The following is a 22,260-nucleotide window of genomic DNA, read 5'->3' on the forward strand; positions in this document are numbered from 1 at the left end:
GAGATAGAATAAACAAAGGAGGTCCAGGCATATGGTGGAAACGAAATATCTTTCAAACGGAGTAAGGCTGGTCTCAGAGCAGATTCCGCACGTGCGCTCGGTCTCGCTCGGCCTGTGGATAGATGCAGGCTCGAGACAGGAGAAGGCAGATGAAAACGGAATGGCTCATTTTATTGAACATATGCTGTTTAAAGGCACCTTCAAACGAAGCGCGGCAGACATTGCCGGCTATTTTGACCGTATTGGCGGAGAAATGGAAGCATTTACGGCGAAGGATACCACCTGCCTCCAGGCGACCGTGCTCGATGAACACGCACAACAGACGGCCGAAGTGTTTGCCGATATGTTCTTTCATTCCCGCTTTGACCGGGAGGACGTGGAAAAAGAACGTAATGTGATTCTGGAGGAAATCAGCATGGTGGAGGATACGCCGGACGACATCATTCACGATATGCTCTGGCAGGCCTCCTACGGCAGCCATCCGCTGGCCCGTCCGATTCTCGGCACGAGGGGGGTGCTCCGCGAAATAACCCGGGAGCGTCTGCTCGATTTTTTTCATGACCATTATACGCCGGAGCGAATTGTTATTTCGGCTGCCGGTCATGTGAGCGAAGAGCTGCTTGCCTGCCTTGAGCGTTTATTTGCCGGCTGGGGCCACGGGCGCCGGGCGGAAAACCGGGAGGAGCGGGCCGTGTTCGTTCCGGGAAGAGAAGTGAAGCACAGGGAAACCGAACAGGCCCACCTGTGCCTGGGCTTCCCGGGTGTGTCCCGCTTTCATGACCATTATTTTGCGGAAGTGCTCTGGAATAACCTGCTCGGCGGTTCCATGAGCAGCCGCCTGTTTCAGGAAGTCCGGGAGGATCGGGGCCTGGCTTATTCTATTTTTTCTTCATTTGAAGCCTTTGAACGTACTGGCTTTCATACGATTTACAGCGCAGCGGCGCCGGAGCGGGTCGAGGAGCTGCTTGAGACCATCGATGGGCTGTTTGAACGTTTATCTGCTGGAAATATCAAAGAAGTGGAGATCGAAAATCACCGGTCACAGCTGAAATCGGCTTTTGTGCTCGGACTGGAATCGTCAGCGGCCCGCATGGCCCGGAACGCAAGAAACGAAATGCTGTTCGGCCGGCACCCCGGCATTGATGAAACCCTGGACAGGCTCGGCAGTGTACAGCTCGACCACGTCGTGGAACGGGGGCTTGTGATGATGCAGACGCCGCCGAGTGCATCGCTCATCCAGCCAAACGGCCATGTGCCGGAGCTATTAAAGAAAAACAGCTCCAATTTCAGCGTGAGCATTGAAGAATAAGCCAGAATTGTCCTTTTCAGCGCTGACAAGTGTGGTAAAATAAAGCAAAGTTTGTTTTAATAAATGTGAAATGGATGAACCAGAAAGGGAGAATAAACATGTCCAACGAAACATATAAAGTAGCGGTCGTCGGCGCAACCGGCGCCGTCGGCCAGCAGATGCTGAAAACCCTGGAAGATAAAAATTTTCCCGTCGGAGAGCTGAAATTATTATCTTCAAGCCGCTCCGCCGGTAAAAAAATGACGTTCAAGGGCCAGGAATACACGCTGGAGGAAGCAAAGCCGGAATCGTTTGAAGGTGTTCAGATTGCCTTGTTTTCCGCCGGGGGCTCCATATCCAAAGCGCTGGCTCCGGAAGCGGTTAAACGGGGGGCGATTGTCGTGGACAATACAAGCGCCTACCGTATGGATCCCGACACCCCGCTTGTCGTGCCGGAAGTAAATGAAGAAGATCTGCACAAACACAACGGCATTATCGCCAATCCGAACTGCTCGACAATTCAGATGGCGGTGGCCCTCGAGCCGATCCGGCAGAAATACGGACTGAAAAAAGTAATTGTTTCCACGTATCAGGCAGTATCTGGTGCCGGACTTGAAGCGGTGGATGAAATGAACACCCAGTCGACGGCAGTACTGAACGGTGAAGAAGCAGAAGCTAATCTTATGCCGGTAAGCGGCGACAAAAAGCACTACCAGATCGCCTTCAATGCAATCCCGCAGATCGATAAATTCCAGGATAACGGCTATACGTTCGAAGAAATGAAAATGATCAATGAAACGAAAAAAATTCTCCATATGGACGATCTCCCGGTAGCGGCAACGTGCGTGCGTCTCCCGGTTGCCACAGGCCATTCGGAGTCAGTGTATATTGAAACAGAGACCGGCAATCCCGATGTCAAAGAGCTGCAGCAGACGCTGTCCGAGGGCGACGGCATCACCCTTCAGGACGACCCGTCCAACCAGGTGTATCCGATGGCTGTTAACAGCGTCGGCCTGCCGGATGTATTTGTCGGCCGTATCCGCCGCGATCTTGACCGCGAAAATGCGTATCATTTCTGGGTCGTATCGGATAATCTTCTAAAAGGTGCTGCATATAACTCGGTACAGATTGCCGAAAGCCTGATCCGCCTTAATCTGATCAAATAACCTGTGAGGGAGCCAAACCGATGAATATAATCGTTCAAAAATTTGGCGGCACGTCTGTAAAAACGAAGGAACTGCGTGAGCAGGCCGCCGGCCATATCGAAGACGCGGTGCGTGAGGGCTATAAGGTGGTGGTCGTCGTTTCCGCCATGGGCCGGAGCGGGGACCCCTACGCCACCGACACCCTTCTCAGCCTCATTGATGAAAGCGCTCCGGGAGAGGGCGGAGCCGAACGCGACCTGCTGGTATCGTGCGGCGAAACCATATCCGCTGTGGTGTTTACGGAGCTTCTGCGCTCGAAGCAGCTGAAGGCGGCTGCCTTAAACGGAGCACAGGCCGGGTTTATTACCGACAGCAATCACGGCAACGCCAAAATCATTGATATGCGCACGGAAAAAGTGGAAGAACTGCTTGCCACCCACGACGCTGTTGTCGTTACAGGTTTTCAGGGCGTCAGTGAGGACGGGATGATTACAACGCTCGGGCGCGGCGGCAGCGACACGTCGGCAACTGCGCTCGGCACGGCCCTGAAGGCGGAGTGGGTGGATATTTTCACCGACGTCGAAGGCATGATGACGGCAGATCCCCGCGTGGTGGAAGATGCGCGACTGCTTTCCACCGTCACCTATCAGGAAATCTGCAATATGGCGTACCAGGGGGCGAAGGTTATCCACCCCCGGGCGGTTGAAATTGCGATGCAGGGCAAGGTGCCGATCCGTATCCGTTCGACGTCGACTAAAGAGCCGGGCACGCTGATTACGTCCATGCTCGGAGGGGCTCCGGGCCGCGAGGTGGCCGAACGCCTGATCACGGGCATCGCCCACATTCCGTCGCTTACTCAGATCAGCGTCTTGGCGGATGCAAAGCAGGCCGGGGATATGCATGCCCGCGTGTTTCAGCGGATGGAAAATCTCGGATTGAGTGTGGACTTTATTAACATCGGGCTTGAAAGCGCCGTATTCACCGTCCCGGACCCGCATGCAAAAATAGCGGTCGACGCCCTTGAAGAAGACGGCTGGAGCATTTCGGCGGTGCCTCACTGCGCCAAAGTCAGCGTTGTTGGCGCCGGTATGACCGGTGTCCCGGGTGTTGCTTCTAAAATTGTTACCGCGCTGTCAGAAGCCGGGGTGCCGATTTTACAATCGGCGGATTCGCATACGACCATCTGGGCACTTGTTCGTGAACAGGATACAGACAAAGCTGTCTCCGCCCTTCACCGCGTATTTGATCTCGGACGTGCCGGTGTACGTCCCCCATCTGTTTCCTAGTAAGCTGCAGAGGCTCATCACGATTCGCACCGATTCCCTGCAGATGAGAGAAAGGAGCCGACCTATGGCTTTTGGACAGTTACTTACAGCAATGGTTACACCTTTTCATGAAAATGGCGACATTCACTGGGAGCAAGTCGAGCAGCTGACGGAGCATTTGATTGCGACAAAAAGCGACGGCGTCGTTGTAGCCGGCACCACCGGAGAATCTCCGACGCTCAGCAGTGAAGAGAAGCTGCAGCTGTTCCGCCTGGTGAAGGACATCGCCGGCAGCCGGATGGATGTGATCGGCGGCGTCGGTACGAACAACACAGCGTACTCCGCCGATCTGGCGAACGAAGCGACAAAGATCGGGATTGACGGCCTGATGGCGGTCACTCCGTATTACAATAAGCCGAACCAGGAAGGCATGTATCAGCATTTTCAGCGAATTGCAGCCGCCACGACACTGCCCCTGATGATTTATAATATTCCGGGGCGCTGCATCGTTAACCTGCTGCCGGAAACGCTGCTTAGGCTTGCGGAGGTTTCCAATATCACCTCGGTGAAAGAGGCGTGCGGAAACCTTGATCAGATCTCGCACTTTCTGTCTTCAGCGCCGAAGGATTTCCAGCTGTTCAGCGGCGATGATTCGCTGACGCTCCCGACGCTTTCGGTCGGCGGCGACGGCGTGGTCTCTGTGGCGGCGCACATTGCCGGGGAGGATCTGAAGCAGATGATGACGGATTTCTTTTCCGGACGCGTGCAGCGGGCGGCAGAAGCGCACCGGACGCTTCTGCCGAAGATGCGGGCCTGCTTTATGGCTCCGAACCCGTCACCGGTAAAGGCGATGCTTGAACAGATGGGAATAACCGGCCGTTACACCCGCCTGCCGCTCGTGCCGCTGACGGATGCCGAAATCCGCCAGCTTGAGCAGTGGTTTACCGCTGCTTCCTAAGGATTATTTTTATCAGGACACCGTCAGCCCCGCTGACGGTGTCCCGTTTTATATACATAGATTCAGAAAAAAGAAATTGCCGGTGCGGGGCCGCGCAAAATGCCTGGTCTCAATAGTTTCTCTTGTATTTCAAAAACCGCCTGGGTTATACTGAGTATAAGTGATTTGTGCGGAAACCATTCACTCAAAGGGAAAAATGTTTCTTTTTGGGGCCGTAAATCGACGTCAGCAATAATTCATTTTTAAATTAGGAGGAAATATACTTTGGCCACACAAGCGAATGGTAACGTTCGTGTTTTTTCCCTTGGCGGTATCGGGGAAATCGGAAAAAATATGTACGTTATAGAATCGGAACAGGACATGATTGTTATAGACGCAGGACTAATGTTTCCAGAAGATGACATGCTCGGAATTGATATCGTTATTCCGGATATTTCATACTTAACCCAGAACAAGGAAAAGCTCCGCGGGATCTTTTTGACCCACGGACACGAAGACCATATCGGAGCATTAACCTATATTCTCCGCCAGGTGCACGTGCCGATCTACGGCACCAAGCTTACGCTTGGCATCGTGGAGTCGTACGTAAAAGAAAAAGGGCTCCGCAAGAAACCGGATTTCCGGGTGGTACACGACAACAGTGTGATCCAGACCGGTCAGCTGAAGACAAGCTTCTTCCGGACCAACCACAGCATTCCGGATTCGGTCGGCATGGTCGTCCAGACACCGGAAGGCATTATTGTACACACCGGCGACTTTAAATTTGACCAGACGCCGGTCGACGGGCAGTATACGAGCCTTGATAAATTGACCGAAATCGGTAAAAAGGGTGTACTCTGCCTGCTTTCCGACAGCATTAATGCGGAAGTGCCGGGCGTAAGTCCGTCAGAAGCGATTGCCGGCAACGGCATCATGGATATCTTTCTGGAAACCGAAGGACGCATTGTGATTACCACCTTTGCGACAAATATCCACCGCATTCAGCAGGTGATCCATGCAGCGGAAGAGAGCGGCCGCAGGATTGCCGTGAATGGACAGGCAATGGAAAAAACGATTGAGATTTCGCGCCGGCTCGGGTATCTGGATGCCGAGGACGACATTTTCATTACGACCGACCAGGTCGAGGACATGGATCCAAGAAAAGTGGCGATTTTATGCACAGGCAGCCAGGGCGAGCCGGTCTCTGCGCTGATGAATATGGCGAAGGGCGAAGACGACAACTTAACCATTGAAGAAGGCGACATGGTTATTATTGCCGCCAACCCGGTAGCCGGAAACGAAAAAACGGTATCGCAGACAATCGATTTTCTCTACCAGATCGGTGCAGAGGTCGTTATGGGCGAAAACGTACACTCCTCCGGCCACGCCCGTCAGGAAGAGCTCAAAATGATGCTGAACCTGGTGAAGCCGCAGTACTTTATTCCAGTGCACGGCGAGTACCGGATGCAGTTTGTGCACGGGGAGCTCGCGGAAGAAACCGGTATGGATCCAAACAACGTCTTCCTGCTTGATAAAGGGGAGGTTGTGGAATTCAGCAAAGGCAAAGCCGTAAAAACCGGTAAAGTACCGGCCGGCAACGTCTTAATTGACGGCCTCGGCATCGGTGATGTGGGCAACATTGTCCTTCGGGACCGCCGCCTGCTGTCCGAAGACGGAATCCTCGTGGTCGTGGTGACGCTCAGCAAAAAATCCGGCACCATCGTCAGCGGCCCGGATATTATTTCCCGCGGCTTCGTTTACGTGCGTGAATCCGAAGAGCTGATGGAAAAAGCGCATAAAAAAGTGTCCGAAACACTGGAGAAATCGATCAGTGAAAATGTGAGCGAATGGTCGACGCTAAAAAGCAGCATCCGGGACTCCATGAGCCGTTTTCTGTTTGAAAAAACCAAACGGCGCCCGATGATTCTGCCGATTATTATGGAAATTTAAAAGCACGCGAAAAGCTTGCCATGACACACCCCTGCATTAGCCAGTTTGGCGGGCAGGGGGTGTTTTATTGAATAGAGTTTTTTTCGGGAGAAAGGAGCCAAACCATGGCAAAAACGGCGAAGCGGAAGAAAAAACGAACCTCGTCGAACAGAAACAGGCAGCCGGCGTTTTCATGGCCGGCGCTTGCGGCTGCGCTGCTTGCCCTCATATCGCTCGGCGGCTGGGGGTGGGCCGGACAGCTGCTCCGCTCCGGGTCCCAGTGGCTTACCGGGGACCTTTGGTGGATGTTAAACCTGCTTATACTTGCTTTTTCCATTGTATGGATGATCAACCGAAACCTCGTGAAGCAGTTTCCGCTGCGATGGACAGGCGGCGCTCTTCTTTTCCTTGGAGTGCTTCTTTTTACAGAGGTGCGCTGGGCTTCGGGCATGAGCGATCCGGCGATTTCTGTTTTTATGGAAACGTTCGGGCGTGACGGCTGGCTTGACCGCTCCGGAGCAGCCTCTACTGGAGGCGGATCGATCGGCGCACTAGTCTACGATGCTGTTCATTTTCTGATCGGGACAGCCGGGGCGTACATTGTGTCCGTGCTTCTTATGATCGCGGGACTGTTTTTACTTATGCAGTGGTCTTTTCAACATACCATGCAGACAGGCGGAGCCTGGGTGGCCAAGACCTCCAAACAGGGAGCAGCGCAGGCGGTCGAAAAAGGCAAGCAGCGCCGCGCGGAGCGGATGAAGCAAAAGGAAGCCCGGGAAAAAGAAGAGCCCGCCAAGGCCGCGCCAAAGCAGAAGGAAGCGCCGGAGACGCCTGCGGAAAAAACGAAGGAAGGCGCAGAAAAGCCGAAAATCTTCTCGTTTACCGAGCAGGCGTACCAGGAGTCGCCGGCGGCCAAAGAAACGCCGAAGCCGGAGGGGCCTGCACGCAAAAAAGAAGCATCTGCACCAGAAGCAGTGGAGACTCCGGCTGAATCCGGGCCCGACGTGGAGCGCCCGGATATGCTGAGCGTCACCGAGGGGGAGACGGAAAACAAAAATTATCAGCTGCCCGCACTTACGATGCTTTCGGCGCCGAAAAATCAGAACCAGCAGCAGGAGCGTTCGCAGATTTCAGCTAACGCCAAAAAGCTTGAGGAAACGCTGCAGAGCTTCGGGGTGAAAGCAAACGTCTCGGAGGTGCATTTAGGGCCTGCGGTAACTAAATACGAAATCCAGCCGGCCGTCGGGGTGAAGGTGAGCAAAATTGTGAACCTCTCCGATGATATTGCGCTCGCGCTCGCGGCACGGGACATCCGGATTGAGGCGCCAATTCCGGGCAAATCCGCCGTCGGCATTGAAGTGCCGAACCAAGAGGTGGCGATGGTAACGCTCCGGGAGGTGCTCGAGTCGCTTGAGAAAAAAGACGACCACGTGCTTGATGTCGCGCTCGGCCGGGACATTTCCGGTGAACCGATTCTTGCCTCCCTGCATAAAATGCCGCACCTGCTTGTCGCCGGGGCGACGGGAAGCGGAAAAAGTGTCTGCATCAACGGCATCATTACGAGTATTTTGATGCGGGCGCGTCCGCATGAAGTGAAGCTGCTGATGATTGACCCGAAAATGGTGGAGCTGAACGTGTATAACGGTATCCCCCATCTGATGGCTCCGGTCGTTACTGAACCGAAGAAGGCGGCCCAGGCGCTGAAAAAGGTGGTGGCCGAAATGGAACGCCGCTACGATCTGTTTTCGCACACCGGCACGAGAAACCTTGAAGGCTACAACGAATGGATCCGGAAGCAGAACGATAAAGGCGGGGCCAAGCAGCCCGAGCTTCCGTACATTGTCGTCATTGTTGACGAGCTCGCCGACCTGATGATGGTGGCCTCGAGTGAGGTGGAGGATGCGATTACGCGTCTCGCCCAGATGGCACGTGCGGCCGGCATTCATATGATTATCGCGACCCAGCGTCCGTCCGTGGACGTCATTACCGGGGTCATCAAAGCAAATATTCCGTCGCGGATTGCGTTCGGAGTATCGAGCCAGACGGACTCCCGGACGATTCTTGACAGCGGCGGAGCGGAAAAGCTGGTCGGCAAAGGCGATATGCTGTTTTCCCCGATCGGCTCCAACAAGTCGACCCGTGTGCAGGGGGCGTTTGTGTCCGACCATGAAGTGGAACAGGTGGTCGAGGCCGTCGTTGCCCAGCAGAAAGCCAAGTACCAGGAGGAAATGATCCCCGACGAACAGCCGGCGCAGGCCGAACGGCCGAGTGACGAGCTGTTTGACGAAGCGGTGGATATGATTCTTCAGATGCAGAGTGCATCGGTATCGATGCTGCAGCGCCGGTTCCGCATCGGCTACACGCGGGCAGCCCGCCTGATCGATGAAATGGAAGACCGTGGCATTGTCGGGCCATACGGCGGCAGCAAGCCGCGTGAAGTGCTCGGCGATACCCGCGGCGGAAGCGGCGAACCGGCCGAAGAAAAGGAAGATACGCACCATAGTTGAGGAGGATTTTGATGCAGCCAGTGACAACGAACACGAATATTCCGGTGCATTTATTTCAAACGAAGCAGTTTAAAACAACGGCTGTCATTATGCAGTGCCGTGCCCCGCTGTCCGAACATACCGCAGCGGGACGGGCGCTGTTGGCCAGAGTGCTGAAAAAAGGGAGCCTGCGCTACCCGTCGCAGTCCCATATAAAAGAAAAGCTCGACGACCTGTACGGCGCCACGTTCAGTGTGGACGTCGGCAAACGCGGCAATTACCATGTGATGAGCTTTCGCATGGAATTTGTCAATGAACAGTATCTGCCGGCGCAGGAGGACCTGTTTGCCGAAGCGACCGCATTTTTAGCGGAGATGGTACACGCACCGCTCGCAGAGAACCGCGCGTTCAACCCGAAAATTGTCGAGGAGGAAAAGCGGACGCTGCTGCAGAAAATCAATACGATTTATGATGAAAAGGACCGCTACGCCAACATGCGTCTCGTGCAGGAAATGTGCAGCGCCGAAGCGTATTCGGTGCATCCGCTCGGCGATGCCCACCGGATGGAGGCGCTCGATGAGCAGAAGCTCTACGACGTGTATGAGCAGTTTCTGGTGGAAGACGCCATTGACGTCTACGTGGTCGGCGACGTGGAGTCTTACGACGTCGAGGCGGTCACAGGCCAGTTTCCTGAACGGAGCAGCCTCCCGCCGGTCGAAGACGGAGCAGAACGTCCGCCGCGTGTACGCTACGTGGAGGAGTCCGATGACATTCATCAGGGCAAGCTGCAGCTCGGCTACCGGACGACGGTTACCCAGGACGATCCGCAGTTTGCCGCGATGCAGGTAACGAACGGCCTGTTCGGCGGCTTTCCGCACTCGAAGCTGTTTCAGGAGGTGCGTGAAAAACGGAGCCTCGCCTATTACGCTGCTTCCCGCTACGAAAGCCAGAAGGGGCTGGTCATGGTGATGACCGGCATTGAAAAGGAGCAGTACGAACAGGTGAAAGCAGTGATCGGCGAACAGCTGCAGGCGCTGCAACAGGAGCCCGTTTCAGAGGAACTGCTGGCCCAGACGAAGGGTATGCTTATCAACCAGATCCGTGAGACCACCGACGCCCCGGGCGGGCTGGCAGCTCTGCATTTTCAGGGAAAAATGGCCGGCCGCGTCCGCCCGATTGAAACATGGATCGAAGAAATTGAGCAGGTGAGCGCGGACGACGTGCTTGCATGCGCGAATTCAATCGTACTTGATACCGTATTTTTCCTACACGGAAAGGAAGATGAAGATGCAGAAACAACAGTATGATCAGCTGCAGGAAACCGTCTACTCGGAGATCATGCCAAACGGCCTCCGGGTGTACGTGCTTCCGAAGCAGGGATTCAGTAAAACGTTTGCCACCTTTACGACCGACTACGGCTCCATCGACAACGCTTTCGTGCCGATCGGACAGAAGCAGAGCGTGCAGGTGCCGGACGGCATCGCTCATTTTCTGGAGCATAAAATGTTTGAAGACGAAGAAGGCGACGTATTCGACACGTTCGGCAAACAGGGCGCTTCAGCCAATGCGTTCACGTCCTTCACGCGCACGGCATATTTGTTTTCAAGCACCGATGACACCGCGGTGAACCTGCATACGCTGCTCGACTTTGTGCAGCATCCGTATTTCACCGAGGAAAGCGTGGAAAAAGAAAAGGGTATTATTGGCCAGGAGATCAGCATGTACGACGATGATGCCGACTGGCGCCTGTTTTTCCAGCTGCTCGGTAATCTGTACCACCGTCACCCGGCCCGGATTGATATTGCCGGCACCGCCGAGTCCATCAGCCGAATCACCAAGGATGACCTGTACACGTGCTATCATACGTTTTACCATCCGGCGAACATGATTTTGTACGTGGCCGGCGCGGTGGAGCCGCAGGAGATTTTTGAGCTCGTGCGGAGCAACCAGGCGCATAAGGAATTTACCCCGATGGATCACGTGGAGCGTATTGAAGTGGATGAGCCGGCGACGGCGCTTCATTCCAAAGCGGTCGAAAGGATGAGCATCCGCCTGCCGAAGGTGCTTCTCGGCTACAAGCTGTCGCTGCACAGCGAAACGGACAACCTGCTGTATCAGGAAGCACGGCTCGAGCTGCTGCTTGAAACGCTGTTCGGGGAAGGATCGGAGGCGTATGAAACACTGTACTCCGAAGGGCTGATCGATGACAGCTTCTCGAGCGAGGCAATGATTGAGCGTTCGTTTTCACTTGCGGCGTTTGGCGGCAACACGCCGAAGCCGGAAGAAACTGAGGCCCGGATTCTGGACATTATCGAACACGCCCAGACCGAAGGCATGGACGAACGGCGCTTTGAGCGGATGCGCAAAAAACTGCTCGGCCAGCTCGTCAAACAGCTGAATTCCACCGAATTTCTTGCTACTGAAGGCACGCGCTACGCGTTTCACGGCGCTTCGGTCATGGACGCGGTGGAGATTATGCAGCAGGTGACGTTTGACGATATTTCCAACCTGCTGCAGAGCGAATTTCGTATCGACAACCGGACGACATCCATTATCGACCAGAAGGCTGAAGCAGATGCCTGACTGGACGCTGGTGACCGGAGCAAGCGGAGCGATTGGAGGAGCAGCAGCCGAACGGCTCGCTGCTTCCGGCCGCCCGCTTCTGCTTCATTACTGCAGGGGAAATGAAAAAGCGGAACAGACCGCAGAGCGCTGCCGCCAGCACGGGCAGCAGGCAGAAACAGTCTACGGCGATCTTGCCACTGAGGCAGGCCAGGAGGCGTTTGTGTCCCGCCTGCCAAAAAATATTGATACATATATTCATGCTGCGGGCATGGAGGAATACATACTGTTTCAGGAAACCACCTACGCGCACCGAAATGCCATTATTCAGACAAATGCGATGAGTGCCCTTGCCATCAGCCGCGCGCTCCTAGTGGACATGCTCGCCGCCCGGCGCGGGACAATCGTTTTTGTAAGCTCCGTCTGGGCCCGGGAGGGGGCGGCGATGGAATCGACCTATGCAGCGGCCAAGGGCATGATTGAAGCCTTTACCCGGTCGCTCGCCAAAGAAACCGGCCCGTCCGGCGTGCGCGTAAACGCCGTGGCCCCGGGGGCGGTTGCCTCTCCAATGCTCGGCCATCTGTCGGAGGAGGAACGGCAGGACGTTGCCGGGCAGGTATCGCTCGGACGGATCGGTACGCCCGAGGAAGTAGCCGGCGCAGTTGCATTTTTATGCTCGCCGGATGCCGCTTATGTGCACGGGGAAGTGCTCCGCGTTGACGGTTTATTTCCGTCGTGAAACCCGGTGTGTCTTCTGTTCAAATGGGGAAAAATGACGTACAATAAAAGCAGTAGAGACAAAGAGGGGGACGTCTGATGGCTGGCAACGAATGGTACGTGGAGTACGAAATTCATCAAAACCGCCCCGGCCTGCTCGGGGACATTTCTTCGCTGCTCGGCATGCTTGCAATCAATATTGTGACCATCAACGGGGTGGAGGGCAACCGACGGGGGCTGCTTCTGCGCTGTGACAGCTATGACCGCATCCAGCGGCTGCGTGCCATCCTTGATACGATACAGATCATTTCCGTGCGGAAGGTCAAACAGCCGGGCCTTCGCGAGAGGCTCGCTGTCCGTCACGGCCGCTACATTGAGCGCGATGCCGATGACCGGAAAACGTTCCGCTTTGTGCGTCCGGACCTCGGGCTTCTGGTTGATTTTATGGCCGAGCTGTTTAAAAAGGACCGTCACTACCTTGTCGGTATCCGGGGAATGCCGCGGGTCGGGAAGACTGAATCCCTGGTGGCCGCAAGCGTATGCGCCAATAAGCGCTGGACGTTTGTATCATCGACGCTTCTGCGCCAGACGATGCGCACCCAGCTTGGCGACGATGAGCGGACGAACAGCCATGTGTTCATTATCGACGGCATTGTCACGACAATGCGCGCGGCACGGAAGCATCGCGACCTGGTGGAGGAGATCATGCGGCTGCCCGCGGTCAAGGTTGTGGAGCATCCGGATATTTTCATACGCGAAACGTCATATACGGCGGAAGATTTTGACTGCATGATTGAGCTCAGAAATGATGAAAGCCAGGTGATCTCGTACGATACGGTGGATTCCGGGTTTTCATCCTTTGATATTAGTTAACGTGAAAGAGGCAGGTGAGCCGTTATGGCAGAATTAGGACCGTACCTTCGCGGTGAACGTGAGCGCCAGGGAGCAAGCCTCGAGCTGATGCAGCAGCGCACAAAAATTCAACGAAGGTATTTGCAGGCAATTGAAAGCGGTGATTACGGGGCGCTGCCGGGGGCGTTTTATGCCCGGGCGTTCATCCGCAGCTACGCTGAAGCGCTCGGCCTTGACGCTGAGGACGTGTTCCGGCAGTATGGCCATGAATTGCCGGAACCCAGGCAGCAGCCGGCAGAGATGCCGTCGCGGGCGTCCAGAAAGCAGACGCGAAGCAGAAGCCAGCAGGGGCGGCCGCAGCAGAAAAAGAAAAAAACATCCTTCCTGCCCTTTATTTTTGCGCTTATTTTTCTTCTTATCATTGGGGCAGGCATCTGGCTGTTGTTTCAAAATGTAAGCAGCGATACACAGACCGAGCAGCAGAGCGATGAAGGCACCGGCGTCCAGTTTGAATCCGGGTCGCCGGAGGAAGAAGGCGGCGGAGCTTCGGAGGAGAGCGCCGAAAACTCCCCGGATAATAACACGGGATCTGGCGGGGGAGAAGACGAAAGCACTGAAGAAGAGGACCCCGCAGACGCCGATATCCAGCTGGAGGAAACCTCATCGGAAGGAGACAATGCGTCCTATGATGTCATCGGGGCGGAAACGTTTGAGCTTGTGATGAGCTTCAGCGGTAACTCCTACGTGGATGTAACGGATGCGGGCGGCGAGATGCTCGATATGTTTCCAAGTCAGTCCGACGGCGACGAGCTCGAAGAAACGTATGAGGAGGAAGAAATCACCGTCAACGTCGGCAACACGAACAACATGGAGCTGACCGTCAACGGGCGGGAATTCACCTATCCTTCAGATGGCACCCACCAGGTTATTACATTTACGGCGGTGCCAGAAGAATAAACCCGGCCTTCGCTTCTGAATTTTTTCAGAACGAAGGCTTTGCTTTGCCATAAACAAATTGTGCGTTTTGTTCCATGAGAAAAAAAGATATGTGATACAATATGAAAGACTGGAATGTGGACGGAATGGCACGATTTGCAAGTAGGAGGACGCAGATGAACTTACCCAATAAAATTACAATTGCCCGTGTGTTGATGATTCCGTTATTCGTGATCGCCGTATTGGTGCCTTTTCCGTTTGGCACCTGGCCGGTGGGAGACGCTGAGCTGCCAGTGCATCATTTCATCGGGGCGGTCATCTTTGCGATCGCGGCCGTCTCCGACTGGCTCGATGGCTATATTGCAAGAAAGTACAGCCTGGTGACCACGTTTGGCAAGTTTCTGGATCCGCTCGCAGACAAGCTGCTCGTCACGGCGGCGCTGCTTGTGCTGATTGACATTTCCATGCTTGCGTCCTGGATGGCAATTATTATTTTAAGCCGCGAATTTGCGGTCACCGGTATCCGGCTGGTCGCTGCCGGGGAAGGGAACGTTATCGCGGCAAGCGGACTCGGGAAATGGAAAACCACATTCCAAATGGTTGCTATCGTGGTGCTCTTGCTTCATCACTTTCCATTTTCCTACGCCGGCTTTCCGGCAGGTGACGTGCTCATGTGGATCGCTGTTATTTTAACGATCATATCCGGCGTCGATTATTTCTGGAAAAACCGCGCCGTGATTATGAAGACGATGTAAGCTGTATCGGAGGAACGTGTAATGAATGCAGAAATTATTGCAGTAGGAACAGAGCTTCTGTTGGGCCAGATTGCCAACACGAACGGCCAGTATTTATCGAAGGAATTAGCTTCCCTCGGGGTGAATGTCTTCCGTCATACCGTGGTGGGGGATAATGAAGCGCGGATGCACGAAGCTGTCGGGGAAGCCTCCGAGCGGGCGGATATCGTTATCCTGACCGGCGGCCTCGGACCGACGCAGGACGATATTACCAAGGACGTGGTGGCTGATTTTACCGGCCGCAGACTGCTCGTGCACGAAGCGTCAGCGCAGAAAATCAGGGACTACTACGGCCGGACGGGCCGTGCGATGCCGGCGTCCAATATGCGCCAGGCGCACTACGCTGAGAGCAGCACGGTGTTTGTTAACCAGAACGGCATGGCCTGCGGGATGGCCGTTGAAGAAAACGGCACGCATTACGTTTTAATTCCGGGGCCGCCCCGGGAAATGAAATCCATGTACAAGTATGACGTCGAGCCATACGTGGCGGCGCTTGCCGGAAGCGGCAGGCTCGTTTCGTCCCGGGTGCTCCGTTTTTACGGCATCGGGGAATCCTCGCTTGAAGAGGAGCTGCAGGATTTGATTGAAGCCCAGACGAATCCGACCATCGCCCCTCTGGCAGGCGATGGCGAAGTCACGCTCCGGCTGACGGCAGCTGCCGCAACTGAGGATGAAGCGGTGCAGATGATTGCCGGCGTCGAGGATCAGGTGCTCGGCCGAGTCGGGGAGCATTTTTACGGCTACGATGATGATTCGGTCTTTAATCATACGGTGAATGTGCTGAAAGAGCGCTCGCAGACGATCGCTTCGGCAGAAAGCCTGACCGGCGGCTGGTTCGCAAAATCCATCGTGGACATCCCGGGCGCATCAAGCGTATTTCAGGGGTCGGTCACGACGTATTCCAAAGCAGCCAAAGAGCACATTCTCGGCATTGACCGGCCGCTGCTTGACGAGGAGGGCGCTGTGAGCGCAGCCTGCGCAGAAGCGATGGCCGAAAAGGTAAAAGAGAAATTCAGCACCGACGTCGGTATTTCCTTTACCGGTGTCGCCGGGCCGGACCGCGATGAGGGTAAAGAGCCCGGACTCGTCTGGATCGGAGTTTCCGGACCGCACGGAACGATCTCAAAACAAATTCACATCGCCGGCACCAGGGATCGTGTCCGCTTTATGGCTTTATATGAAGGGTGCCGATTGTTATGGAAAGAAAAGGTGGTAGAAAATGACAACATTCAATGATTTTCAAATGAAGGACGAATTAAAGCAGGCTGTACGGGAGATGGGCTTTGAAGAGCCGTCCCCGGTACAGGAAAAAGCGATTCCAGACGCCCTCGAGCAGAAGGATCTGATCGGACAGGCACAGACCGGTACCGGCAAAACGGCAGCGTTTGGCATTCCGATTTTAAATAAAGTAACCGAGGAGCCGCACGTGCAGTCGATTATCATTACTCCGACCCGCGAGCTTGCCATTCAGGTTTCCTCGGAAATCCAGAAGCTCTCCAAGCATTTAAACATCCGTTCGCTGCCGATTTACGGCGGCCAGTCGATTGGCCATCAGATTAAAGCACTCAAGCAGGGCGTACAGATTGTCATCGGTACGCCGGGCCGGGTGCAGGATCATCTCCGCCGCAAAACTCTGCACCTCGACAAGGTAAATACCGTGGTGCTTGACGAAGCGGACGAAATGCTTGACATGGGCTTTGTGGAGGACATTGAAGCAATTTTAAAGCAGGTGAACGTCGACCGGCAGACGCTGTTGTTCTCGGCGACGATGCCGCCGGCAATCCGCAAGCTGTCGAAAAAATACATGGTGGATCCGGTCACAGTATCGATCAACAAAAGTGAAGTGACGGCGCCAAATATCGAGCAGTCCTACTTTAAGGTGCTCGAGCGCAACAAGCAGGATTCGCTCTGCCGGATTCTGGACGCGCGCGATCCGGACCTTGGCATTATTTTCTGCCGGACGAAAAAAGGTGTGGCAGATCTGACCGAAATTCTGCAGGCCCGCGGCTACCTCGCAGACGGGCTGCACGGGGACCTGACCCAGCAGCACCGCGACGCCGTTATGAACAAATTCCGCACCGGTGCGATCGAATTTCTCGTCGCCACAGACGTGGCTGCGCGCGGTATTGACGTGCAGAACGTCACACACGTGATCAACTACGACATTCCGCAGGATCCGGAAAGCTACGTGCACCGCATCGGCCGCACAGGCAGAGCCGGACGCAAGGGCGAAGCACTGACGCTTGTCACGCCTCGCGAAATGAAGCATCTGCGTTCGATCGAGTCCGAAATCAAAATGTACATTCCGTCGCACCGGGTGCCGACCATCGAAGAAGTGGTGGAAAAGCAGCAGGAGGCGTGGAAACGTCAGATTGCCTCGCAGATGGAGGAGGAGTCGGAGCTCAGCCTCTTTAATGAAATTACGGACGAGCTTCTCAACGAGTATGATCCGAAGGATGTGGTCCGCTCGCTGATGAAGCTGAACTTTGCCGCCACGGTGAGCGAATCCGACGAAAGCAGCGGCTTCGGTGAAACCGGCGGCGCCCGCGGCATGACAAGATTCTTTATCAATGTCGGCCGCAATGTGAACATGACGCCGAAAATACTGATCGAGGAAATTTCGAACGCTGTCGGCATTCCCGGCAAGTCGATCGGCAAGATTGATATTTTTGATAAATTTACCTTTGTGGAAGTACCGCAGGACAGCGCGCCGTTTGTGTACGAAGCCCTCCGGCACGCTCGCATCAACGGCACGCGCGTGAACCTCGAGCCGGCGAAGCCCCGCCCGGCCCGTCCGAACCGGAACACGCAGCGCCAGTCTCAGTAATCCGTTCGCTCTTCAGCGGCAGCCGCCGCTGAAGAGTTTTTTTACCGTCAGCCTGTCAGCGGCAGGAGGTTTCGGGGGTATGGAAAAAACACGAATAAATGTTCGCATATCTGTTGGCAAATCGAACAAAAAAAGATATAATGTAGAAAGCAGGAAAACAGCGGGAACGCTTCCTGAATAACAGCAGGCATGTATGGATACGCTCTTCGTGGGGAAGAGAGTATCTGTTTAATAGTATATATCCTTGAAGGAGAGATAAGATGAACGAAAGAAAAGCCGCATTGGATCAAGCACTGAGCCGCATCGAAAAACAGTTTGGCAAAGGATCGATCATGAAGCTAGGCGACCAGACTGACCGCCGCATTTCCACCATTTCCACCGGCGCCCTGGCCGTAGATATTGCCCTTGGGGTCGGCGGCTATCCGCGCGGACGTGTTGTGGAAATTTACGGTCCGGAATCCTCCGGTAAAACGACTGTGGCCCTGCACGCCATTGCCGCGGCCCAGCGCGACGGGGGCACGGCAGCCTTTATCGACGCGGAGCACGCTCTTGATCCAAGCTATGCCCGGGCGCTTGGCGTCAACATTGATGACCTGATTCTTTCCCAGCCGGACACGGGCGAACAGGCGCTTGAAATCGCCGAAGCACTTGTACGAAGCGGCGCGATCGATATTCTTGTCATTGACTCCGTGGCAGCCCTCGTGCCGAAGGCGGAGATTGAAGGCGAAATGGGCGACAGCCACGTCGGCCTGCAGGCACGCCTGATGTCCCAGGCCCTGCGGAAGCTGTCCGGGGCGATCAGCAAATCGAACTCGATCGCCATGTTCATCAACCAGATCCGTGAGAAGGTCGGCGTCATGTTTGGCAGCCCGGAAACGACTCCCGGCGGCCGTGCGCTGAAATTCTACTCCTCGGTGCGTCTTGAAGTGCGCCGGGCGGAAACGCTCAAACAGGGCAACGAAATGGTCGGTAACAAAACGAGAATCAAAGTAGTGAAAAACAAAGTAGCACCGCCGTTCCGTCAGGCGGAAGTGGATATCATGTACGGGGAAGGCATTTCGCGCGAGGGCTCCATTCTTGATATCGGTGCCGAGCTCGACATCGTGCTTAAAAGCGGCGCATGGTACTCCTACGAAGGCGAACGTCTTGGACAGGGACGGGAAAACTCGAAGCAGTTCCTGAAGGAAAATGAAGCAACGGCCGCGGCGATTGAACGGAAAATTCGCGACCACTACAAGCTCGACGACATCCAGTCCGAACCGGAAGAGCCAGAGGAAGAGCCGGAAGCTCCGGCAGAATCCGGGCTGCTTGCCGAAGAGGAAGAAACAGCAGATACGAATCGTTAAAGCATTGCCGAGGCGCCGGAATTCCGGCGCCTTTTTTCGTGCAGAAATAGGTCTGGGGAAAGCAGCAGGGCACGGAACGCCTGCCGGGCGGGCAGAGAACGCCGGGGCCCGGGAGAAAAGAAAACGGTGTCAATCCCCATAAAAACAGGGATTCCTGCCGGTGAGCTTTCTTGACAGCGCCCGGCGGTAAAGATACAATAAAGAAGTGGAACGTTTGTTTTGTTCCGCACTTCGATGAGCGTATTAATTCGCAAGCAGAACAATGCGGACACGAAAAAGAATCATCAATGCAACTTTCGCAACAACCGAAAGTGAACAATCAGATAGCAAGAGGAGGTGACATGTATGAACACTGCAATCATCTCCATTTTGCTTGTTATCGGTGCATTGATAGTTGGTTTGATTGGATATTTTGTCCGAAAAGCGATTGCCGAAGCGAAATTCAAAAGCGCCGAGCACGAAGCCGGCCAGATTGTGAAAGAAGCTGAGCGGCAGGCAGAGACAATCTTAAAAGAATCGCGGTTGGAAGCTAAAGACGAAGCACATCAAATTCGGGCAGAAGCAGAGAGTACTCTGAATGAACGAAGAAATGAAGTTCAAAAACAAGAAAACCGCTTGATGCAGAAGGAAGAGAGCCTTGACCGTAAAAGTGAGACGTTGGACAAAAAGGAAGAATCCTTGGAGCGCAGAGAGGAGTCTCTCTACGAAAAACAACAACAGGTTGAGGAAAATAACAGCAAAGTGGAGGAGATTCTCGCCAGACAACAGGAGGAACTTGAACGTGTTTCCGGCATGTCGCGGGAGGATGCAAGAGAGCTGATCCGCCGCGAAACCGAACAGGAAATGGAACACGAAACGGCGCTTCTGATCAAGGAACGCACAGAAGAGGCCAAACAAGAAGCCAACAAAAAAGCGAAGAATATTTTATCCCTGGCCCTGCAGCGCTGCGCTGCCGACCATGTCGCCGAAACGACGGTGTCTGTGGTGAACCTGCCAAACGATGAAATGAAAGGGCGGATCATCGGCCGTGAAGGACGCAACATTCGGGCGCTTGAAACGTTAACCGGTATTGATCTTATCATCGATGATACCCCGGAAGCCGTCATTCTCTCCGGCTTCGATCCGATCCGCCGCGAGGTGGCGCGCATTGCGCTTGAACGCCTCGTGCAGGACGGCCGCATTCATCCGGCACGTATCGAGGAAATGGTCGAAAAAGCACGCCGGGAAGTGGATGAGTTCATCCGCGAATACGGCGAAGAAGCAACGTTTGAAATGGGCATCCACGGGCTGCATCCGGATCTCATGAAGATTCTCGGACGCCTTCACTTCCGGACAAGCTACGGCCAAAACGTGCTGAAGCACTCGATGGAAGTGGCGCATTTGACCGCGCTGATGGCTGCCGAACTCGGGGAAGACGAACAGTTGGCCCGCCGCGCCGGACTGCTTCATGACCTCGGGAAGGCCATCGACCATGAAGTCGAAGGAAGCCACGTGGAAATCGGCGTCGAGCTTGGCAGGAAATACAAAGAGCACGAGGTCGTCGTCAACAGTATTGCTTCCCACCACGGGGATACCGAAGCAACCTCCGTGATTGCTTCCCTCGTCGCTGCCGCAGACGCGCTGTCCGCGGCACGGCCGGGAGCACGCAGGGAAACGCTTGAAACGTACATCCGCCGCCTGGAACGGCTCGAAGAAATTTCGGAATCCTTCAAAGGGGTCGAAAAAACCTTCGCCATTCAGGCCGGACGCGAGGTGCGGATTATGGTGAAGCCGGATGTGGTGGACGATCAGCTGGCACCGCAGCTGGCAAGGGACATCACAAAACGGATTGAAAGTGAATTGGATTATCCGGGCCATATCCGTGTAACGGTGATACGGGAGACCCGGGCAGTAGATTATGCGAAATAAAGCGGTGAACGCCACCGCTTTATTTTTTTATGCGCCCACACGCGAAGAAAGGAAGTCACAGACATGAAATTTTTATTTATCGGCGACATCGTCGGATCCCCGGGACGGAACATGGTGGAGGAGTACCTGCCGCGCCTGAAGCGCAGGTACCAGCCGACGGTCACGATCATGAACGGCGAAAACGCCGCCCACGGTAAAGGCATCACCGAAAAGATTTACAAGCAGCTGCTCCAGGCAGGAGCTCAGGTGATTACGATGGGCAACCATACGTGGGATAACAAAAATATTTTCGAATTCATTGACGAGGCCAAAATGATGATCCGGCCGGCCAACTATCCGGCGGGCGTGCCCGGGGAAGGGATCAAATACCTGCGCATCAACGACCAGGAGGTGGCAGTCATTAACCTGATCGGGCGGACGTTTATGGGCAATCCGAACGACGATCCGTTCCAGAAGGCCGATGAGCTTGTCACGGAGGCCTCGGCACGTACGAACTTTATTTTCGTGGACTTTCACGCGGAAACGACAAGCGAAAAACAGGCGATGGGCTGGTTTTTAAGCGGCCGGGTGAGCGCCGTTGTCGGTACCCACACCCACGTGCAGACCGCCGACGACCGGATCCTCGACGGTGGGACCGCCTTTTTATGCGACGCGGGCATGACCGGCCCGAGCGACGGTATTCTCGGCATGGAGCGCGAAGCGATCATACGAAAGTTTCAGACGAATCTGCCCACCAAGTTTGAAGTGGCCGAGGGGCGGGAACAGTTAAATGGAGTCGTTGTGAAAGCGGATCCGAAAACCGGAAAAGCGACAACGATTGAACGTATCCGCATTGACGAAGCCCACCCATTCTTCGAATAAAAAAGAATATTGAGCAAAAAGCAGGAATATGTCCCTTCTTTCATGAATTATGCCTAATACAATGGCGTTACCATTGATCCTACGCAGGGAGGTACTAGAAATGGAAGTATTAAAAGTATCCGCTAAATCTACTCCAAATTCTGTCGCAGGTGCCTTAGCCGGAGTTATTCGTGAAAAAGGAGCCGCAGAAATCCAGGCGATCGGGGCCGGCGCGATCAATCAGTCCATCAAGGCAATAGCCATTGCCAGGGGATTTGTGGCGCCGAGCGGCATCGATCTGGTCTGCATTCCCGCTTTTACCGATATTGAAATTGACGGCGAAGAACGAACGGCGATAAAATTGATTATTGAGCCGAGGTAAACGTCTTCCGCCGCATCCGGCGGCGCCCAGGCGCTGCCGGCAATTC

Annotated in this window: 18 protein-coding genes; all 18 read left to right on the forward strand. The window is 54.8% G+C overall.

Going from position 1 to position 22,260, the window contains the following annotated elements; all coding sequences use genetic code 11:
- Nucleotides 1-31 precede the first annotated feature (31 nt).
- On the forward strand, nt 32-1,309 hold the full coding sequence (locus SIC45_RS05935) for a pitrilysin family protein (protein ID WP_319631396.1): 1,278 nt from the start codon (nt 32-34) through the stop codon (nt 1,307-1,309).
- 98 nt (nt 1,310-1,407) lie between these two features.
- Nucleotides 1,408-2,454 (forward strand): aspartate-semialdehyde dehydrogenase, encoded by a 1,047-nt coding sequence (gene asd / locus SIC45_RS05940; RefSeq protein ID WP_319631397.1) that lies wholly within the window; start codon nt 1,408-1,410, stop codon nt 2,452-2,454.
- Nucleotides 2,455-2,474: 20 nt separating this feature from the next.
- Nucleotides 2,475-3,719 carry an aspartate kinase gene (gene dapG, locus SIC45_RS05945; protein ID WP_298784421.1) on the forward strand — a complete coding sequence of 415 codons (1,245 nt, stop codon included), beginning with the start codon at nt 2,475-2,477 and terminating at the stop codon, nt 3,717-3,719.
- 64 nt (nt 3,720-3,783) lie between these two features.
- Nucleotides 3,784-4,656 (forward strand): 4-hydroxy-tetrahydrodipicolinate synthase, encoded by an 873-nt coding sequence (gene dapA / locus SIC45_RS05950; protein ID WP_319631398.1) that lies wholly within the window; start codon nt 3,784-3,786, stop codon nt 4,654-4,656.
- Nucleotides 4,657-4,920: 264 nt separating this feature from the next.
- A complete protein-coding gene (locus SIC45_RS05955) occupies nt 4,921-6,585 on the forward strand; it encodes a ribonuclease J (RefSeq protein ID WP_319631399.1) in 1,665 nt (554 codons plus the stop codon).
- Nucleotides 6,586-6,689: 104 nt separating this feature from the next.
- On the forward strand, nt 6,690-9,071 hold the full coding sequence (locus SIC45_RS05960; RefSeq protein WP_319631400.1) for a DNA translocase FtsK: 2,382 nt from the start codon (nt 6,690-6,692) through the stop codon (nt 9,069-9,071).
- Between the two features lie 11 nt (nt 9,072-9,082).
- Nucleotides 9,083-10,357, forward strand: coding sequence for an EF-P 5-aminopentanol modification-associated protein YfmF (gene yfmF, locus SIC45_RS05965; protein WP_319631401.1), 1,275 nt, complete (start codon nt 9,083-9,085; stop codon nt 10,355-10,357).
- Nucleotides 10,338-11,633 (forward strand): EF-P 5-aminopentanol modification-associated protein YfmH, encoded by a 1,296-nt coding sequence (gene yfmH, locus SIC45_RS05970; RefSeq protein WP_319631402.1) that lies wholly within the window; start codon nt 10,338-10,340, stop codon nt 11,631-11,633. Before yfmF ends, yfmH begins: the two co-directional genes overlap by 20 nt.
- The gene (ymfI, locus tag SIC45_RS05975; protein WP_319631403.1) at nt 11,626-12,351 is read left to right on the forward strand and encodes an elongation factor P 5-aminopentanone reductase; all 726 of its coding nucleotides are present in this window, start codon (nt 11,626-11,628) and stop codon (nt 12,349-12,351) included. Before yfmH ends, ymfI begins: the two co-directional genes overlap by 8 nt.
- Nucleotides 12,352-12,428: 77 nt before the next feature.
- Nucleotides 12,429-13,202, forward strand: coding sequence for a DUF3388 domain-containing protein (locus tag SIC45_RS05980; RefSeq protein ID WP_298784437.1), 774 nt, complete (start codon nt 12,429-12,431; stop codon nt 13,200-13,202).
- A gap of 24 nt (nt 13,203-13,226) precedes the next feature.
- On the forward strand, nt 13,227-14,138 hold the full coding sequence (locus SIC45_RS05985) for a helix-turn-helix domain-containing protein (protein ID WP_319631404.1): 912 nt from the start codon (nt 13,227-13,229) through the stop codon (nt 14,136-14,138).
- A gap of 155 nt (nt 14,139-14,293) precedes the next feature.
- Nucleotides 14,294-14,872, forward strand: coding sequence for a CDP-diacylglycerol--glycerol-3-phosphate 3-phosphatidyltransferase (pgsA, locus tag SIC45_RS05990; protein WP_319631405.1), 579 nt, complete (start codon nt 14,294-14,296; stop codon nt 14,870-14,872).
- 21 nt (nt 14,873-14,893) lie between these two features.
- Nucleotides 14,894-16,147 (forward strand): competence/damage-inducible protein A, encoded by a 1,254-nt coding sequence (locus SIC45_RS05995; protein WP_319631406.1) that lies wholly within the window; start codon nt 14,894-14,896, stop codon nt 16,145-16,147.
- A complete protein-coding gene (locus SIC45_RS06000) occupies nt 16,131-17,738 on the forward strand; it encodes a DEAD/DEAH box helicase (protein ID WP_319631407.1) in 1,608 nt (535 codons plus the stop codon). Before SIC45_RS05995 ends, SIC45_RS06000 begins: the two co-directional genes overlap by 17 nt.
- A 260-nt stretch (nt 17,739-17,998) precedes the next feature.
- Complete coding sequence (gene recA, locus SIC45_RS06005; protein ID WP_298784446.1) at nt 17,999-19,084, forward strand: recombinase RecA; 1,086 nt, start codon at nt 17,999-18,001, stop codon at nt 19,082-19,084.
- A 345-nt stretch (nt 19,085-19,429) separates the two neighbouring features.
- Nucleotides 19,430-20,992: a ribonuclease Y gene (gene rny, locus SIC45_RS06010; RefSeq protein WP_319631408.1), complete on the forward strand. Its 1,563-nt coding sequence runs from the start codon at nt 19,430-19,432 to the stop codon at nt 20,990-20,992.
- Between the two features lie 63 nt (nt 20,993-21,055).
- The gene (locus tag SIC45_RS06015; RefSeq protein ID WP_298784453.1) at nt 21,056-21,853 is read left to right on the forward strand and encodes a TIGR00282 family metallophosphoesterase; all 798 of its coding nucleotides are present in this window, start codon (nt 21,056-21,058) and stop codon (nt 21,851-21,853) included.
- Nucleotides 21,854-21,953: 100 nt separating this feature from the next.
- Complete coding sequence (locus SIC45_RS06020; protein WP_022792833.1) at nt 21,954-22,214, forward strand: stage V sporulation protein S; 261 nt, start codon at nt 21,954-21,956, stop codon at nt 22,212-22,214.
- The last annotated feature ends 46 nt before the right edge of the window (nt 22,215-22,260 follow it).

It is taken from the genome of Marinococcus sp. PL1-022 (assembly GCF_033845285.1).
In the GTDB taxonomy this organism is placed as follows: Bacteria; Bacillota; Bacilli; order Bacillales; family Marinococcaceae; genus Marinococcus.

What these genes read in the sequence shown, in the direction of transcription:
- SIC45_RS05935 (WP_319631396.1), top strand. Translation starts at nt 32, where the DNA reads ATGGTGGAAACGAAATATCTTTCAAACGGAGTAAGGCTGGTCTCAGAG.
- asd (WP_319631397.1), top strand. Translation starts at nt 1,408, where the DNA reads ATGTCCAACGAAACATATAAAGTAGCGGTCGTCGGCGCAACCGGCGCC.
- dapG (WP_298784421.1), top strand. Translation starts at nt 2,475, where the DNA reads ATGAATATAATCGTTCAAAAATTTGGCGGCACGTCTGTAAAAACGAAG.
- dapA (WP_319631398.1), top strand. Translation starts at nt 3,784, where the DNA reads ATGGCTTTTGGACAGTTACTTACAGCAATGGTTACACCTTTTCATGAA.
- SIC45_RS05960 (WP_319631400.1), top strand. Translation starts at nt 6,690, where the DNA reads ATGGCAAAAACGGCGAAGCGGAAGAAAAAACGAACCTCGTCGAACAGA.
- yfmF (WP_319631401.1), top strand. Translation starts at nt 9,083, where the DNA reads ATGCAGCCAGTGACAACGAACACGAATATTCCGGTGCATTTATTTCAA.
- yfmH (WP_319631402.1), top strand. Translation starts at nt 10,338, where the DNA reads ATGCAGAAACAACAGTATGATCAGCTGCAGGAAACCGTCTACTCGGAG.
- ymfI (WP_319631403.1), top strand. Translation starts at nt 11,626, where the DNA reads ATGCCTGACTGGACGCTGGTGACCGGAGCAAGCGGAGCGATTGGAGGA.
- SIC45_RS05980 (WP_298784437.1), top strand. Translation starts at nt 12,429, where the DNA reads ATGGCTGGCAACGAATGGTACGTGGAGTACGAAATTCATCAAAACCGC.
- SIC45_RS05985 (WP_319631404.1), top strand. Translation starts at nt 13,227, where the DNA reads ATGGCAGAATTAGGACCGTACCTTCGCGGTGAACGTGAGCGCCAGGGA.
- pgsA (WP_319631405.1), top strand. Translation starts at nt 14,294, where the DNA reads ATGAACTTACCCAATAAAATTACAATTGCCCGTGTGTTGATGATTCCG.
- SIC45_RS05995 (WP_319631406.1), top strand. Translation starts at nt 14,894, where the DNA reads ATGAATGCAGAAATTATTGCAGTAGGAACAGAGCTTCTGTTGGGCCAG.
- SIC45_RS06000 (WP_319631407.1), top strand. Translation starts at nt 16,131, where the DNA reads ATGACAACATTCAATGATTTTCAAATGAAGGACGAATTAAAGCAGGCT.
- recA (WP_298784446.1), top strand. Translation starts at nt 17,999, where the DNA reads ATGAACGAAAGAAAAGCCGCATTGGATCAAGCACTGAGCCGCATCGAA.
- rny (WP_319631408.1), top strand. Translation starts at nt 19,430, where the DNA reads ATGAACACTGCAATCATCTCCATTTTGCTTGTTATCGGTGCATTGATA.
- SIC45_RS06015 (WP_298784453.1), top strand. Translation starts at nt 21,056, where the DNA reads ATGAAATTTTTATTTATCGGCGACATCGTCGGATCCCCGGGACGGAAC.
- SIC45_RS06020 (WP_022792833.1), top strand. Translation starts at nt 21,954, where the DNA reads ATGGAAGTATTAAAAGTATCCGCTAAATCTACTCCAAATTCTGTCGCA.